Annotated in this window: 15 protein-coding genes; 2 read left to right on the top strand and 13 right to left on the bottom strand. The window is 52.0% G+C overall.

Translation table 11 applies throughout. The features are described 5' to 3' along the window. The 13 genes from HMPREF9469_RS32655 to HMPREF9469_RS20065 form a co-directional block, all read right to left on the bottom strand. On the bottom strand, positions 1–183 hold a 183-nt coding region (locus HMPREF9469_RS32655; protein ID WP_207636600.1), incomplete at its 3' end, for a hypothetical protein. Positions 184–552: 369 nt separating this feature from the next. Beyond that, a complete protein-coding gene (locus HMPREF9469_RS20120) occupies positions 553–942 on the bottom strand; it encodes a hypothetical protein (RefSeq protein ID WP_007865939.1) in 390 nt (129 codons plus the stop codon). Positions 943–1,057: 115 nt separating this feature from the next. After that, positions 1,058–3,535, bottom strand: a complete 2,478-nt coding sequence (locus tag HMPREF9469_RS20115; RefSeq protein ID WP_007865937.1) for a helix-turn-helix transcriptional regulator — start codon at positions 3,533–3,535, stop codon at positions 1,058–1,060. 247 nt (positions 3,536–3,782) lie between these two features. Continuing rightward, complete coding sequence (locus tag HMPREF9469_RS20110; protein ID WP_007865934.1) at positions 3,783–4,472, bottom strand: response regulator; 690 nt, start codon at positions 4,470–4,472, stop codon at positions 3,783–3,785. After that, a complete protein-coding gene (locus HMPREF9469_RS20105; RefSeq protein WP_007865933.1) occupies positions 4,465–5,946 on the bottom strand; it encodes an ATP-binding protein in 1,482 nt (493 codons plus the stop codon). The genes HMPREF9469_RS20110 and HMPREF9469_RS20105 overlap by 8 nt, the downstream gene beginning before the upstream one ends. 49 nt (positions 5,947–5,995) lie before the next feature. After that, complete coding sequence (locus HMPREF9469_RS20100) at positions 5,996–6,379, bottom strand: potassium channel family protein (RefSeq protein WP_007865930.1); 384 nt, start codon at positions 6,377–6,379, stop codon at positions 5,996–5,998. Continuing rightward, a complete protein-coding gene (locus HMPREF9469_RS20095) occupies positions 6,376–6,813 on the bottom strand; it encodes a potassium channel family protein (protein ID WP_007865927.1) in 438 nt (145 codons plus the stop codon). Before HMPREF9469_RS20095 ends, HMPREF9469_RS20100 begins: the two co-directional genes overlap by 4 nt. 232 nt (positions 6,814–7,045) lie before the next feature. Then, positions 7,046–7,243: a hypothetical protein gene (locus HMPREF9469_RS20090; protein ID WP_007865923.1), complete on the bottom strand. Its 198-nt coding sequence runs from the start codon at positions 7,241–7,243 to the stop codon at positions 7,046–7,048. A gap of 128 nt (positions 7,244–7,371) precedes the next feature. Continuing rightward, positions 7,372–9,363, bottom strand: a complete 1,992-nt coding sequence (locus HMPREF9469_RS20085; protein ID WP_007865920.1) for a DUF4118 domain-containing protein — start codon at positions 9,361–9,363, stop codon at positions 7,372–7,374. A 418-nt stretch (positions 9,364–9,781) separates the two neighbouring features. Next, positions 9,782–10,543, bottom strand: a complete 762-nt coding sequence (locus tag HMPREF9469_RS20080; RefSeq protein ID WP_007865917.1) for a sulfite exporter TauE/SafE family protein — start codon at positions 10,541–10,543, stop codon at positions 9,782–9,784. Positions 10,544–10,613: 70 nt separating this feature from the next. Further along, complete coding sequence (locus tag HMPREF9469_RS20075) at positions 10,614–11,924, bottom strand: amidohydrolase family protein (RefSeq protein ID WP_007865915.1); 1,311 nt, start codon at positions 11,922–11,924, stop codon at positions 10,614–10,616. A gap of 70 nt (positions 11,925–11,994) precedes the next feature. Continuing rightward, positions 11,995–12,441, bottom strand: a complete 447-nt coding sequence (locus HMPREF9469_RS20070) for a hypothetical protein (RefSeq protein ID WP_007865912.1) — start codon at positions 12,439–12,441, stop codon at positions 11,995–11,997. Further along, entirely contained in the window at positions 12,438–13,301 is an 864-nt protein-coding gene (locus tag HMPREF9469_RS20065) for a DUF3100 domain-containing protein (protein WP_007865907.1), read from the bottom strand. The genes HMPREF9469_RS20070 and HMPREF9469_RS20065 overlap by 4 nt, the downstream gene beginning before the upstream one ends. Before the next feature lie 260 nt (positions 13,302–13,561). On the opposite strand from HMPREF9469_RS20065, the gene HMPREF9469_RS20060 reads away from it, so the two are divergent. Next, on the top strand, positions 13,562–14,269 hold the full coding sequence (locus HMPREF9469_RS20060; protein ID WP_007865905.1) for a Crp/Fnr family transcriptional regulator: 708 nt from the start codon (positions 13,562–13,564) through the stop codon (positions 14,267–14,269). Positions 14,270–14,362: 93 nt separating this feature from the next. Continuing rightward, entirely contained in the window at positions 14,363–16,330 is a 1,968-nt protein-coding gene (locus tag HMPREF9469_RS20055; RefSeq protein ID WP_007865903.1) for a DNA gyrase/topoisomerase IV subunit B, read from the top strand.

Below are 16,330 nucleotides of genomic sequence, written 5' to 3'. Positions count from 1 at the left end.
GGGGCTGTTGTCAATAGAACCGTGGAATACCGAAGCAGGCGGCACGGCCGCCTGTGAGGATATGCCGCGAAAGTCTATTGACATAAGCCCACGGATTATCCTGTCCAGCAGAAAAGGGGCAACTGCACCCTTTTCCTGCCTTCCGGCGAGGATGGGTTCGGGCAAAGCCCGAAATCGGGTCAAGGGACGAGTCCCTTGTGGGGGTTGGGGCAAGGCCCCAAGATCTTAAAACCATTAATATCTGCAATTTTCAAGGTTCGGTTGAGCCTATTTTTTAGACTCCGTTTTTTCATAGATTACTTGACACTACCCTTAATTTTTTACCTTACTTCTGCTTACGCGTACTTTGCAGAAGCACCTCCACCAGCTTCAACAAATGCGCACTCGCAGCCGGCCTGTTCAAAATACAACGATTACCGCGCAGGGTTTTTCGTTGACACTCACCAGCAGAAGTTTTGCATTTAGACACCTAAGCCCACCTCATTTGCAGCGGTCAGTTTGAAAAGGTCAGCCATTCACTTTCTCCGGCCTGCTGGATTATGCGAAAACCGTTTAATCGCTGACCGCCATGCGGTCCGCCAGAACAATATACTCCGCATTGTATTCCATGTAATGCATGAAAAGCTTAAAGCCGCGCCCCATCATCTCCTTCAGCTTTGTAAATTCGGGATCGTGGTATTCCTCGGCAAACCGTGCCGCCGACTTTAAATGTTTCCCCGATACAAACTCGTCAAGGGTAATCCTTTCGGCGTTTAAGATGGTCATGCCCCTGACGCTTTCATCAAGCTGAGTGTAAAATACGTTTTCGTAGAAAACTTCGCGCAGATCCCCATCTGGGTAGCAGACCAGCAAATTGAGCGTTGTGTCAATTTCATCGTACTTATACCACTTGATAACCACGCTGTGAAAGAGAATCCCTCCCGTTAAACCGCCATCATTCAATCCAATCACCTCCTCACGAAAATGGCGTGCAACAAAAAACCGCGTTAATGCTTACTTGAAGCATAACACGGTTTATTTTTTTGCGCGTCACCCGAAACGGGTACTTTTGCATTTTTTACGTTTTATTTTTCCACTTTTCCTGGAGGGCGTCCCTGCTGCGCACGTCCATTTTCTGAAAAATTGTTTTGAGGTGCTTCTTCACGGTATTATCCGTGACGAACAGCGTTTGCGCGATTGCCTGATTGCGAAGTCCGCGTGCAGCCAGCTCCGCCACCTCATATTCCCTCTCTGTCAGCCCGAAGGGGAGACTGCTCAGATAGCACCCCCGCCGTACAGCCTCCGCGCCTGTTTCCTGCTTCTGCGCAAGAGCAAAAATCTTTTCCCGTTCCGTTCTGGAGCAGTGCTCCGTAAGCAGTGGTTCAAGCAAGGCACGGTTTTCCGCAAACGGCATATACAGGGCGTCAGGAATCGCCATGTCAAGGGCCTCCTTCAGTGCAGATATGGCTTCCGGCATTTTTCCCCGCGCCTGCCATGCGGCTGCGGTGAGAATTTTGCCGTAGAGCATGGCCATGCAGCAGTGCAGTAATTCTGCCAGTGCCAGAGCATCACGCTCCATTCCCAGCCAGATTTCCGGCTTCCCGGACTGAATCATATATTTGCCAAACAGCGTTTGGGCATAGGGGATGGACATGGCGAACAGCCGCTTTTCGCTGATATCGCCCTCCCGCAGCCATAGGGGAATGTCTTGCTCCGCCCCCAATAACTCCATCAGCGAGGCCGCCGCCATATCCGCCTCCATGCGGTTGGACTTGATCGGATTTTGCGCTGCATACCCTGCGATGCGTTCCAGAACGGACGAAAATCCATCGCCGTCACCCCGGACAACCGCCAGTCTTCCCAGAAGCAGCGCCGCCCCGATGCAGACGCATTCCTGCCGCTTGTTTTCCGCTTGATACAGTGCCTTATATGCCAGAATCTCCGCATGCTCCATCTCCCCCCGATGGTAATGCGCCTCCGCCGCCATCAACACGTCCCCTCCACTGCCGTGGCCCTGGGTCAGCGCGAAGTAATGACAGCAGTTTTCCGTCATGTCGGCAAGTTCTCTGTCCAGGCGGCCTGGGGCTGAATGGTAGAGAAACAGCGCCGAGGGGCAGCCAAATGACCAGGCATCGTTCATTTGTATAAGCGATGGCCTGCCGCCCAGCAGTTCATGGGCGCGGCGCATAAGGGTTCCCATTTCAGTGATGTCATTGAATCTGGTAAAGGATGTCAGCAGGGAAAGCTCACCGGACAACCGGTTCTTCTCCGGCTCCGGCAGGCTGCTCCCGGCACACAACGCAGACATCCCCCCGCACCATCGGCCAAATTCTTCATAACGCCCTGCGCCGAACAGTATGAAGATGATCTTGACGACACTCACCGGGTACCGCAGCTTCATTTCAGCATCCGTATGATCCAGAATATCCAGCAGCAGATCGGCCACACGTGTTTCCTCCGTCCGCTCAAATTCCATGCCTCTGAATTCCAGGGACAGGATTTTTTCATAATCTCCCACGCGGTGGAAAAAGTACATGGCCTGTTCGCTCTGGCCGTTTAGTCCGCACCATTCGCCCGCACATGTAAAAATGTGCCGCCGCGTTTCTTCCGGGAGCGCGGCAAGCTCGCCGCGCAGAAACTCCAGGAGGGTGCTGTGGGGACGAAACAGATGACCGTGAGCGTCTTCAAAGATAAAATTGTTGTGGAGGCTCAGGGTTCTCACATACTCCGGCGCCTCCTGCAGGTTCAGCATGTGGGCGGCCTGCCGATATGTATAACTGTCAAATGGGGAAATGAGAAGCAGGAAGTTTTGCTCCTCCCGGGTGAGCTTATCCCACACGACCTCCCCGATCAGCCGGTGGATGTCACGGGTATCCAGAAAAGAGCCTGTGTCCATGTAACATTTCAGCTGCAGCCGCAGCGCCGCAATCCAGCCCTCAGTGTAACGGCTCACCGTGCGGACCTGCTCCGGCGAGGGGGAAACGCCGCACCATGCGAAATATTCTCCTGTTTCACTTTCAGTCAGACGCATTTCCTCCCGCCCCAGGTACAGCACACCGGGCTTAAGGGTCATGCGCATTTTGACCGGCCTCTGCGTCAGGATGACCGTGTGCAGATTCTCCGCGCCGTGCTCTATTAACGCGTTCCAGACAGTTTCCGGCACGGCAGTTTGGAAAAGTTGGAAATCATCAATAACCAGCCAGGTTTCTTCCGCACACACAAGCTCTGTGAACAGATAGGCGGCATCGCCCTTGGTGTCTTCGTCAGGTAGTCCTATTTTAAGCAAAGCGTTCCCAATTCTATTATCTATTTTTTGGATGGCGCGGCCAAACCGTTTCCATGCTGCACCCGCCGGTTCCTCCACACAATCCAGATGATAGACCGCCGCTCCCCCTGGCAGATGCCGATTTAAAACATAACGCGCCGCCGTTGTCTTGCCGTAACCCGCCGGGGCGCTTATTATGGTTGTTTTCGCCGTCAGCATCCCGTCAAGCAGTGCGGACAGACGTGGGGAGAAATAGGGCTTGTTTGTATTGTCTTTCTTTGCTCTTGCCATGGTTTTATCTTCCCCTTTCGGACGTGGTATGTTCCGCAGCCGTTCTTTTATCTACAATTTATATTATATGTGAATACGGCCAGTTTTTCAAGAATCCGCGGAATGTCCTGCCCCCGTATGAACGGAAAGGCAGGGAACTGCTTTACTTATTCCATGAAAAAGGACGTTCACTGAGAACGTCCCAATAGAAACTATTTACTTATGTCAGCAGGTCCGTATGCATGTAAAGCCCAATGCCCTTGGGGTTTTATTCATCCACAAACCGGTAGCCCACGCCCACCTCGGTGAGGATAAAGCGGGGATTGGCCGTATTATCCTCAATTTTCCGCCTGATATTGGCCATGAATACACGCAGGGACTGGTAATCGTCCGTTGTGTCATAGCCCCACACCTCCTGCTGGATATAGTGGTGGGTCAGCACCTTGCCGCTGTTGTTCACCAAAAGCACCATCATCTTGTACTCCAGGGGGGTAAGGTGGATCTCCTGGTCATGGACATACACCTTCCTCTTCTCAAGATCCATCCTGAAATAGTCCAGCACAAACTCCTGGTCCTGTCTGCTTACAAAGGAATTCTTATGCCTCAGCCCCACCCTTATCCTGGCCAGCAGCTCCTCTGCGCTGAAGGGCTTTGTCACATAATCATCAGCCCCCTGGTCCAGGGCGCTGATCTTTTCCCGCTCCTGTCCCCTGGCGGACACAACAATGATCGGTGTGTTGGATTGCTGCCTGATCTGTTTTAACACCTCCATGCCATCGATGTCCGGCAGTCCCAGGTCCAGCAGGATAAGGTCCGGATGGTTGGCATAAAAAAGAGAAATACCGGACAGGCCGTTATCTGCCAGAATATAGGAGTATCCTCTGGTCCTCAGGGATATCTTCATAAAATTCTGGATGGTCTTGTCATCCTCAATAACCAGTATCGTGGTATCATTCATCCTTCTTATCCTCCAATGGCATTCTGATTTCAAAAACCGCGCCGCCCTGGCTGCTGTTATACGCCTGGATGGTGCCTCCCTGGGCTTCCACAATGGCCTTGCAGATGGTAAGTCCCAGTCCCACCCCTCTCTGGCGGTCGCCCTTTTCATAGGCGGTGGTAAAAAAATTATCAAATATCTGGTTTATCTTGTCCTGGGGCAGTCCCTTGCCGTCATCCGCCACCACAAACTTCAGGTTTCCGTCCTCCACGCCCACGCTGAGTGTGACAACCGTGCCGTCCCCTGAATGGCGGAAGGCATTGTCCAGCAAGTTCACCAGGACCTGTATAAACAGCCTGCCATCCACGGAAAAAAGCAGGATATCGTCCGGTGTCCTGGTCCTTAAGGTATGGTTTCCGATCCGCTTTGAGACCAAACGGACTGCGGATGACACAATATCATCCACCACCTCTTTTTTCTTATTGATATCCAGACGTCCCTCCTGGATCCTTGTCATGTTAAGCAGGTTCTCCACCATGGAACTGAGCCACTCCGAATCCGTGCAGATATCCTTTAACATACTCCTGATGGTGGACGTGTCCATGATCTCCAGATTCTCATACAGGAACCCGGAGCTTCCGCTGATCCCGGTCAACGGCGTCCTCAGATCATGGGAAACGCTTCTGAGCAGGGTACTCTTAAGCCGCTCCCGCTCCATCTGTATCCTGGACTCCTCCTTTTCCCTGCTTAAAAGCTCCCTCTCTATCACAAGGGTGATCTGGGAAATCACCGTGTCCACGTATATTTTTTCTTCTTCATTTAAGGTCCAGCCCGCGCAGTCGAAAATGATAACCCCGTATGTCTTTTCCCGGTTTCTGATGGGTATATAAAGCCCGTTGTCATCCGGGAACTGGCACTCCCCGTGGCCGCAGGGGATGGACTGCCTGTAGCACCACTCCGCCATGGAATTGGAAAATTCCTTGCTTTCATCCTCCTTGAGAAGGACCGTCACGCGTTTGCCGATCAGGTTGGCAAGACTGGCCTCGCTGTAGTCCTTGATCTGCTGATATCCGGACAGGTTTAAAAAACCGCTTCCGATCTCATTTAACTTGGCTGTTATCTCTGTCTTCTTGTTGGCGATCTGCATCTGCTTTTGAAGCTTTACCACCAGGGTGGCCACAATTGCGGCCACTGCCACAAATATGACGGATGATATCACATAGTTCAGGTCATCCATATGGAAAGTCAGCTTTGGTTCCGTAAACAGATAGTTAAAGGTAAAGGTAAAAACCACAGCCGCGCACAGGGACCATGCCAGGCTTCCTGTTGCCAAAATGCTGATCAGCACCCCTACCAGGTAGATCAGCAAAAGGTTCTCCGCCCTGATCCCGCAGCTGTCCAGCACGATCGTCAATATGGTTGAAAATACCCAGATAAGGGTAATCTTCACACACGCCTTTACAAAATCAAGTATTTTTTCCCAGTGGTCAAACATAGTCCTATCCTTTTCTGTCTTTATGCTGCCGCCAGCGGCCAAATACGCCCTACAGCATTCCGGCTATGATCACAGGTATGTTCACTGCCTGATCAACTCCCAATTTTTCAAATAGTTCCACGTTTCTTGGGTTTCTCACAAGACATAGGGTCTTACGGATGCCGAATATCTTCTTGCCCATCTGGCATATCTCAAAATTATCCGTATCTTCCGGTCCCAAAGCCACGATCACGTCAAAATTTCTTATTCCGGCTTCCTCCAGCACACATTCCTGACAGGGATCGCCCAATATGGCATCTACATCATAGGCGCCGCATACCCGCTCGCAGAATTCCTTATCCCGGTCAATCACCGTCACCCGGTTCTTGCCAGCTGCCAGGATCCCCAGAAAAAACTCCGTATATTCATTTCCTCCGGTCACTGCAATCCTCATACAGCCACCTCCCGGCTCACAGAGTCAGCCAGATCCTTGTAGTCATCTGCCGACAGGTTATAAAGGCTGATGGGCTGAATGGGCATGTCAGTGATCAGACGGCATCTGCTGGTATCATCCAGCCTCGCATACACACGCCCCACCTGGAAAATGCTGCTGGCTATCTGAGAAATGAGGAGATTGGAATTATCATCCTGGGTTGCCGCTATGATCATCCCGGCCCGCTCGATCCCCGCCTCTTTTAACACCCTTGGATCGGTGGGATCCCCCTCCAGCTCGGACCCGCCAAACTCCTCAGGCAGATACCGAAAGCTCTCCCTGTCCTTGTCAAGCACCACCACCTTGTGACCTCTATGATATAAGGTATTGGCCAGGGCCGCGCCAAAGGGGCTGCAGCCTACTATAATAACGCCCTTTGATTGATGGAATAACATAATATTTCCCCCTTTCTATGATAGGTTCCCACTTTTATTGTAAAAGAAAACCATATAAAGAAACTAGGGAGAATGTACAAACAGGATATAAAGATTCTATAAAGATATCTTTATACCCCTGTTCCATACATACAATATATCTGTAAATCCTTGTCCTGTCAAATATAATTATCCCAGTTCTTTTTCAGTCCCCGTTCCAGTCTCCATTTCGTTCCCGTTTCAGTTCCTGCCATCACATGACCCCAAACAGTTTATAAAACAGCCAGATGACTGAACCTCCCGCCATGGCGATGGATCCCACCACGCAGATCATGGATATTGCCGCAGCCAGCTGAAGGCACACACTGGAAAACAGCGGAAAACGCTGACAGAAACAATCTATTTTATGTTCCAAAGGACCCTTGAGTTTTAAGAGCAGTTTAGCAGCCATTTCAGATTCCTCCTTGTTCTAACTTAAGGATACTGCATATGGCCGTAAAGATTCCATGCATCACTTGGAACATCACATAAATTAAGTGCAAATACGATTCCCGGCCGACAGGGGCGCGCACTCTTTGTCTACCGAGGGCATCCTTCCTTCATATCTCCCAGCCTGTAGGATGTCTCCTCGGCAATGATATTAAGCACATTTTTGTCATTGGGCTGGATGGTATCCCCTCCCTTCATTTCCACTCCAATCACCGCATACACCCTATCGTCCTTGTACACAGGCGTATAGCGGGCCTGGGCTCCGGGAAGGGTATCCGTTGTTGCTCCCGCCTTATGCCGGTTCTTATAGACCCAGAAGGCAACCGCTGCCTCACTCTGCTGTTTAAACAGGGATGTGAGCCTTGCCGAATCCTCATTCTCCGAAGCAGGATATATCTTCATCCTGTCCGTCCTGCCCTCCCTGGTATCATAGATCACTATGTTGCGCTTTAACAGATTACGCACCAAGGTTCCGCATATATCCAATATTTCCTCCCCGGTGGAGCCTTTACGGAGGTTACGGTTAATATCAAAGAGAATCTGCATATACCTGGACTCCGCCTCCCCCTTTGCAGCTTCCCGCTTCAGCCTGGACGCCATGGAACTGGTCACCAGGGCACAGACCAGCATGGCCGCAAAGGTAAATGGATAGATGGACGCATCCGCCTGTAGGGTGTAACGTGGCTCGGTAAAAAAGAAATTAAACAGCAGCACCGATGCCACCGATGCCAGAAGACCGCACCACCCCGCCCTGGTAAGGTAAGCGGACAGCATGGTGCCCATCATATAGATCATGGCCGCATTGATGATTCCCAGCTGGTAATGATCCAAAATAAGGGACATGGCGGTACAAAACGCCATGACCAATGCGGTTTTTAAAAGATCTGACCCTACTCTGCGTTTTTGCTCTGTTCCCCCATTTCGTTTGCGTTCCCTTGCCGAGGCATCAGGAATCACATAAATATCCATGTTGGGGACCGCCTTGATCAGACGGTCGATCAGCGTGGGCTTTGCAAATATACTGTGGCGCGTCCTCACAGTCCTCCCTATGACGATCTTGGAAATGCCGTTCTGCCTGGCATAGGAGGCCACCTGTTCCACAATATCATCCCCGTACAGCGTGATCACATTGGCCCTGAACTGCTTTGCCAGGTTTATATTGGCCTCCATGCTCCGGCTTATCCTGACATGTTCCTTTTTTAGGTGTTCTGTCTCCACCAGGACCGCGGTAAAGTCTGCATGAAAGGCACTGGCCATCCGGGCAGCTGTCCTGATCACCTTTGCATTGGTGGGCGAGGGCGACAGGCAGACCAGCACGTGCTCCCCTGTAAAATAATCCTTTCCGGCCGCGTCCCGCTCCCTGATCACCTCCCGGTTTACCCGGTCCGCCGTGCGCCTTAAGGCAATCTCACGAAGGGCGGACAGGTTTTGTGCTGTAAAGAAACTGATGCTTGCCCGGTCCGCCTGCTCCCTGTGGTATATCTTTCCCTCCTCCAGGCGCTGGCGCAGTTCCTCGGGTCCAATATCCACAAGCTCCACCTGGGCCGCATTGTCAAAGACCCGGTCCGGTATGCGCTCATTGACCCGGACATGGGTAATGGAGGCCACAATATCGTGCAGGCTCTCCAGATGCTGGACATTGACCGTGGTATACACATTGATCCCCGCGTCCAGAAGTTCCGTCACGTCCTGATACCGCTTTTTATGCCGGCACCCCTGGGCGTTGGTATGGGCCAGTTCATCCACCAGCACCAGGTCAGGATGCCGGATCAAAACCCCGTCCAGGTCGAATTCCCGCAGGGTTATGCCTTTATATTCCACATATTTTGGAGTCAGCAGCTCCAGCCCATCCAAAAGGGCCAGGGTATCCGGCCTGTCATGTGGTTCAATGTAGCCCACCACCACATCCCTTCCTCCTGCCTTTTCCTGGCGCGCAGCTTCCAGCATGGCAAATGTTTTCCCCACGCCGGCCGCATACCCGAAAAATATCTTCAGTTTTCCCCTGCCTTTGTTATTGCTGTCCGGGAAATTCTGCCTGAGCAGAAGCTCCGGGTCAGGCCTGCCGTCCCATTCCTTTTCCATTTGGGTCCCTCCTTACATCGATCTGCCTCCCGGCGGGCATCCGGTCCGCATCCAGGCCATTCTAAGTCCTTTACATATACAATATCACCTTTTTTCAGTTCTGTGGATTTAACCTGGATCATTTTATCTTTTTGACCTGGTAAAGGTATCTTTAGGGCCATGGCATCCCGGCGCCGCATCCCCGACACTCTTACTAAGTTTTTTGTTCTGTTTCTATAAAATATCAGACATACATATTAAAAAGCCATAAGTCATTTTCCGTTTCATATAAAAATCCTATAAATACCAGGCGCGTCACAGCGCACCTGCGGAGGCTGCCCTGCCGGGGACGGCGCAAACAAAAAAAACAGGAGCGATCTGCTCCTGTCTGGTTGTAGGCAAATTCTTATCTGGGATATGGCCATATCCGTGATGAAATTCACAATAACTGGGAAGATAGTTTCCATATGGCAATCAATATGGAAAATACTGCGATTCCTTTTTTTAAAACAACCTGATTGATCCTGACCGCATTCCTGCTGCCGTAGACCACCCCCACTGCGTGGAACACCAGGGCTGCCGCCATCACAGGCAAAAGGGATTTTATATTGCACTGCATCATATAACCGATACAGGCAGGTATACCGATAAACACGGAATTAAACAGGGACACGCCCACAGCCGTCCTTATGCCGATTCCCAGGACCACCAGAAGGGGCATGACCAAAACCGGACCGCCGGCCCCGGACAGGGCGCAGATGGCGCCTGTAACAAAGCCTAATACCAATGTGGCTGCCAGGTGTTCTGAGATCACATAGCCCGTTTTCCCGTCTTTTGCCTTTTTATCCTTTCTCAGGAGAATGGAGATGCCGGATAAGAGCACCACCATATACAGAAGGATCTTCACCACGGATTCCGGAATGACCAGATTCAGCTTCACTCCCAGGATGGCTCCCACAAGGCTTCCCAGACTCAGGCGGATCCCAAAGGGGATATCCAGGTTTCCTGCCCTGTTATAGTTTACCGAGCCCAGGGCTCCCGACACAATAAAGGCCGCAAAGCTTAATGCCAGCCCCTCTGTCACTCCCATGGCCAGCGGCCCTGTGTACACAATGGGCAGTAAAAAACCCGCCACTCCCGTCAATCCTACAAATGCGCCTACCACCAGGTTCGCTGCCACAACAATCAGCCAAAATCCCATGACCCAGTTAACCTCCTTGCTCTCTCCTCTGCCGGCGCCAAAGGTCACCGGCTGTTATTTCCATAATGATTTATACGTCCAAAGACTCCATATATTTTCTTGATTCGTACAGGATCCGCTCTTCATCCAGGGATAAGACCTCCCTGTCCTTCATGAGGATCCTTCCGTTTACGATCATATCCCACACATCCCCTGCGTTGACACATTCCAGCAGGGTATGGATCACATTGCCGGTGGGGATGAGATGGGGCTGATCCAAATTAATGCCTATGATATCTGCTTTATAACCCGGTTCCAGCCGTCCAAGACTGCCCTCCTCATCCAGCGCCGCCGCGCCGCCCTCCAGCACGATCCTGAGTATGGTTTCAGCCGGCATCACTTTTGGATTTCCGTTTGGCACTCCGTGATAAATGTTCATGACAGAGCGGAATATCTTCATTTCATTCCACAGGCTCAGCCCTCCGTGGGCCGCGCCGTCCGTACCCAGCCCCACCGGGATGCCCATTTCCAACAGCTGGGGCGTATCCGGCACCGCCTTGCCGCAGTTGCTGAAGGGGCAGTGGCATGTCTTTACCCCCCGCTCCATCACCAGGGTCTTTTCCTGCTCGGAAAGGATCAGGCTGTGGGCGCCCAGGAAATTAGGCCCCAGCACCTGCATTTTTTCCAGGTATTCATAAGGGCGCATACCCTCCCGGTTCATAATGCCGTTTATTTCCCCCATATACTCATTCATATGAGCCTGAAGCATGGTCCCCCGCTCCCTTGCATGGGCTGCCTCCAGTTCCACCAGACGGTTGGAACAGGAATTCAAGGCCCTGAGGGAATAGTATACCTTCAGGTTATCCCTGCCGTGGAACCTGTCGTACAGGGAATCGGTGCGGCGCACCGCCTCGTCCGCGTCCATGGCAATGGAATCCGGCAGCCCTTCCTCATCCATGGTGGAGTAGGACAGCGCCCCTCTCAGCCCGCTCCGGCCGTAGACATCTGCTGCGTCCTCCATATAGTAGCTGCCTGCATCGATGAATCCGGCCGTTCCGCATTTGATCATCTCAAGGGCTGCCGCCTGGGCGCTAAGACGCATTTTCCCGGGCGTCAGAGTGCTCTCAAAGGGAAGCATGATCCTGGTCCAGATAATGGGCTTTGCATCCAGCACCTGTCCCTTTAACAGCTGCTGCCCGGTGTGCATATGGCTGTCAATAAGCCCGGGCATAAACAGTTTTCCCTTTCCGCACAAAGTCTCGGCCGCCTGGTACATTTTCCCCAGATCCGGCCCCACTTCCAGAATCCTGCCATCTGAAACAGCAATATCCGCATGTCTGCTTATAACATCAGATTTTATCAACACAGTGCTGTCTTTTATCAACAAATCACATGTCTGCATTCTATTCTCTCCTCATATCATTTCTATGGCATCCTATTACATTTTCCGGTGACATGATGTTCGTACAACATCAGATCACGCCTGCCAGGGTCAGCAGCATCTGGTCCCAGAGACAGGATCCCAGAAATGTTCCCGTCATAACAAAGATTCCCACGATCAGGATCTTCCAGCCCTGGCTGATAAATGTCTTTAACTGGTCGCTGATGGCCAGACCGGCAAAGGCGCCCACCATGGTAAAGGGAGCTGTAAAATTAATGTTGGCCGCTGCCTGGATCACAAATTCCCTCACCGGTGAAATAGGCGAAGCGCTTAAAAGTCCGATGATGGAGCAGTAGGCCACAATGGGAAGCTTCAGGGGAAGGACCTTGGTAAGGACCACCGCCACCATGGAAATCACAATAAGCACCACCAGACCCGGGATGGAATCACCAAATCCCACACCGTAACCGATCAAATTGGCAAGACCTGTTCCGCACGCTGCTATGACAAACAATACAAGCCATTCTATGTATCTCATACCGTCCCCTCCTTTATTTCCTTGCTCTTAAGTGCAAACCGCCCCAGTTTTGGCTCCAGTATCCGGTAAAGCTTATCCGTCATGGGGATGGCAATCAGCATTGTGATATACATACCCGTAATTCCCGCAATGGTCTCCCCCACACTGGCCATGGCTGAGATAGTCTCGGCCCAGGAAGGATAGATGGCGCACAGGCTTGCACTGGAGCTTGCCATCATAATGCCGGCCCCCACACCGGATGCCAGCCCCAGAGCCTGGGGATGGAACCAACCTGTCATGCCGATTACGGAAGCCATAAGTCCAAAGTAAATGGTTCCCACCATTCCGCCAACAATGTAGATAGACAGGCTGCCTCTGGCCTCGGCCGAATCAGGACCATAAATATTGTTGACCAGCGCCATGTGATACTCCCTGTTAATGGAATGACATGCTCCGATGGCCTCCCGCTTCATTCCCAGGAGAATGGCAATGGGCAGTGCCAGCAGCGGGCCTAACAGGTTGCCGAACCCGTGGAGCAAAAGCACCGGGCCTGACTGAAGGATGGTATCGATATTTGCCCCTGCCGTGATCCCCAGCTTTGCGATAAAGGGGCAGATGCCCACAACCACCAGTTTGGAGGCTGCCTTCACCTGCTTGCTGTTTACGATCTTAAGCACCTGAGGACCGCTTAACACCCCCAGTATAATGGCATAAAAAATCGGAAACAGGATAAACATCCCTTTTCCCACCGGGATCTTCACCTGACCAATATTATCCGCGATCAGGATAAATACAAATGCCAGGGCGAAAATCTTCCATTCCACTGCAAACCGTTCCTTCAGGGAACCATACACATATGTTTCTTTTTTCTTGCCGCTCATAAGAGCCCCTCCTTTCCAGCCGGCTTTTTTTCACCCCGCCGGCTGTTACAATCACCTTGTATTGAGTATTTTAGCCAAAACGCCTTTCTAAAAAAAGGACAAATGAGCACTTTTAACGAAAATCTGCATTGATTTTAAAATTTCCCTGATGTTATACTAATAGGTGTCCCTGTCCGCTGTGACCGGGAGCGCTGTATGGAAGCGGAGTGACTAAATAGTGTGCTCTCGGGAGTACACAATAAGGAATTGAGGGAATACCAATGACACTGACCCAATTGGAGGAACAGGTTCCTGCCTTGAAGGAATACACGAAAAATATGCCTGAGGATATACGAAACCGGTGTACGGTGAGGACCCATCCGGCAGGTTCCATCATACATCAAAAGGATATGGAATTGGGATATTTTGGAATTGTCGTCCTGGGCGAGAACCGCGTGATCAATGAATTTGAAAATGGAAATGTATACATGATAGAGGGCAACAAGGCCATTGACTTTATCGGCGAGGTAACCATACTTGCCCGGATGGAACGGACCTCGGTGACAATCGAGGCGGTAACCGACAATGTGGTCGCCTATATCAGCCGCAGGGATGCGGAGCGCTGGCTGGCAGAAGACATGAACATCCTGCGCCTCACTGCCAGGCACACGGCATTTAAGCTCTACCGCTCCTCCTATAATAACGGGGCCAAGCTCTTTTATCCGCCCTCCTATCTTCTCCTGGATTATATGGTCCGCTATGGAAGGCAGAACGGCATGGACAGCGCCCATCCCCCAAAGGCCATCACCGTGGGACGCACCCGCCAGATGCTCCAGGAGGAGATCGGCGTCAATGTAAAGACCCTGAACCGGACCATCCGGCAGTTAAAGGAGGAGGGGTTCTTTGATCTCTGCAAAGGAAAACTCACCTTTTCAAAAGAACAGTACCGGGCAGCCATGGATTGGCTGGAGGCAGCCAAAGACAAGTGATGATTCCTGCTATTTAATCGCGGGAATTCAGCGGATGTTTGAGCCTGCATTTTGATATAATGGCAATATTCTACGTTTCAGGAGTGTTGCCAAATGAACTTAAATCCGGATATAACAGAAGACAATACAGATTACGGGGCCGCCCAGATACAAATCCTGGAAGGACTGGAAGCAGTGCGCAAGCGTCCCAGCATGTACATCGGCAGTACCACGTCCCAGGGCCTTCACCACATGGTATATGAGATCGTGGACAATGCAGTGGACGAAGCCCTTGCCGGGCACTGCACCAGGATCGAGGTGTCCCTGAATGAGGACGGCTCCGTAACCGTCCGGGACAACGGACGGGGCATCCCCGCCGGTGTCCAGAAAAAGACCGGCCTTTCAGCCATACAGGTGGTGTTCACCGTCCTCCACGCAGGAGGCAAATTCGATAACAGCAGCTATAAAGTATCTGGAGGCCTCCACGGTGTTGGGGCCTCTGTTGTCAATGCCCTCTCGCGCCGTCTGGAAGTGCAGGTGGACCAGGACGGATATTCCTATGTGCAAAGCTATGCCCGTGGCGTTCCCCTGGACCAGGTCCATATCCTGTGTCCCTGCGCCGGCCAAGAACACGGAACCACCGTTACCTTCTGGCCTGACGGGGAAATATTTCCGGACTGCAGCTTTGACTTTCGGACATTGATGCTCCACCTGCAGGAAACCGCCTTTCTTACCAGCGGACTTGAAATTATTCTCTATGACAGGACCTGTGCCGATGACGCCGGCTCCAACGTCTGTTGTTTCTGCTATCAGAACGGCCTTCGGGACTTTATCAGTTTTTTGAATGACGGCCAGCCCACGCTGTATTCCGATATTCTGTACGGTCAGTGGGGAACAGAGGACATACAGGCTGAATTTGCCTTGATCTATAATACATCCTATGAAGAAAAGCTCTTAAGCTTTGCCAACAATATATCCACGCCGGAAGGCGGCACCCATGTAAGCGGTTTTAGACAGGCCCTTACCCGTGCGGTCAATGAATATGCCAGGAAACAGGGATTGTTAAAGGAATGTGATTCCTCCCTCTCCAGGGATGAACTGTCTGAGGGCATGGTGGCCATTGTCAGCGTCCGTTTAAAGGATCCGCAGTTTGAGGGACAGACTAAGCAAAAGCTGGGCAGCAGCTCCGCCAGGCCGGTGGTGGACCGCCTGGTATACGAAAAGGTCACCCTGTTCCTGGAACAGAATCCCCAGGCAGCCAAGGCCATCCTGAACAAAGCAGTCCTGGCAAAAAAAGCCAGGGCAGCTGCCAGAAGCGCCAGGGATCTGGCCCGCCGCAAAACAGCCCTGGCCGGTCTCGCCCTTCCCGGCAAGCTGGCCGACTGCTCAGGCCGTGATCCCAGGGAGTGCGAACTTTTTATTGTGGAAGGGGACTCCGCCGGCGGCTCCGCCAAAATGGCACGCTGCCGTGAGAACCAGGCGGTGCTTCCCCTTCGCGGCAAGATCCTGAACGTGGAAAAGACTTCCCTGGACAAGGTCTGCGCCAATGCGGAAATCAAGGCCATGATATCCGCATTCGGGACAGGGATCATGGACAGCTTTTCCCTGGAAGGGCTGCGTTACCACAAGATCATACTGATGACCGATGCGGATGTGGACGGAGCCCACATCACCACCCTGCTGCTCACCTTCCTGTTCCGCTATATGCCAAAACTGATCGAGGCCGGGCACGTCTATCTTGTCCAGCCCCCGCTGTACCGGGTAGAAAAAGGAAAGAAACTCTGGTATGCTTACAGTGACATTGAGCTTGCCCGGATACTGGATGACATAGGCAGGGACGGCACCAATAAGATCCAGCGCTATAAAGGACTGGGGGAAATGGACGCCAAGCAGCTATGGGAAACCACCATGGATCCCATGCACCGCACCCTGCTGCGTGTAAGCCCTGAGGAAGGCGCCGGTGCATCGGACCCTGCCAGCGAGACCAGCCGTATGTTCAGTATCCTTATGGGTGATGATGTGGAACCCAGAAAAAACTATATCCTGGAACACGCACAGTATACCACCATGCTGGATGTATAA

The sequence above is a fragment of the [Clostridium] citroniae WAL-17108 genome, assembly GCF_000233455.1.
GTDB classification, from domain to species: Bacteria; Bacillota; Clostridia; order Lachnospirales; family Lachnospiraceae; genus Enterocloster; species Enterocloster citroniae.
This window is presented reverse-complemented; position numbering and strand designations above follow the sequence as displayed.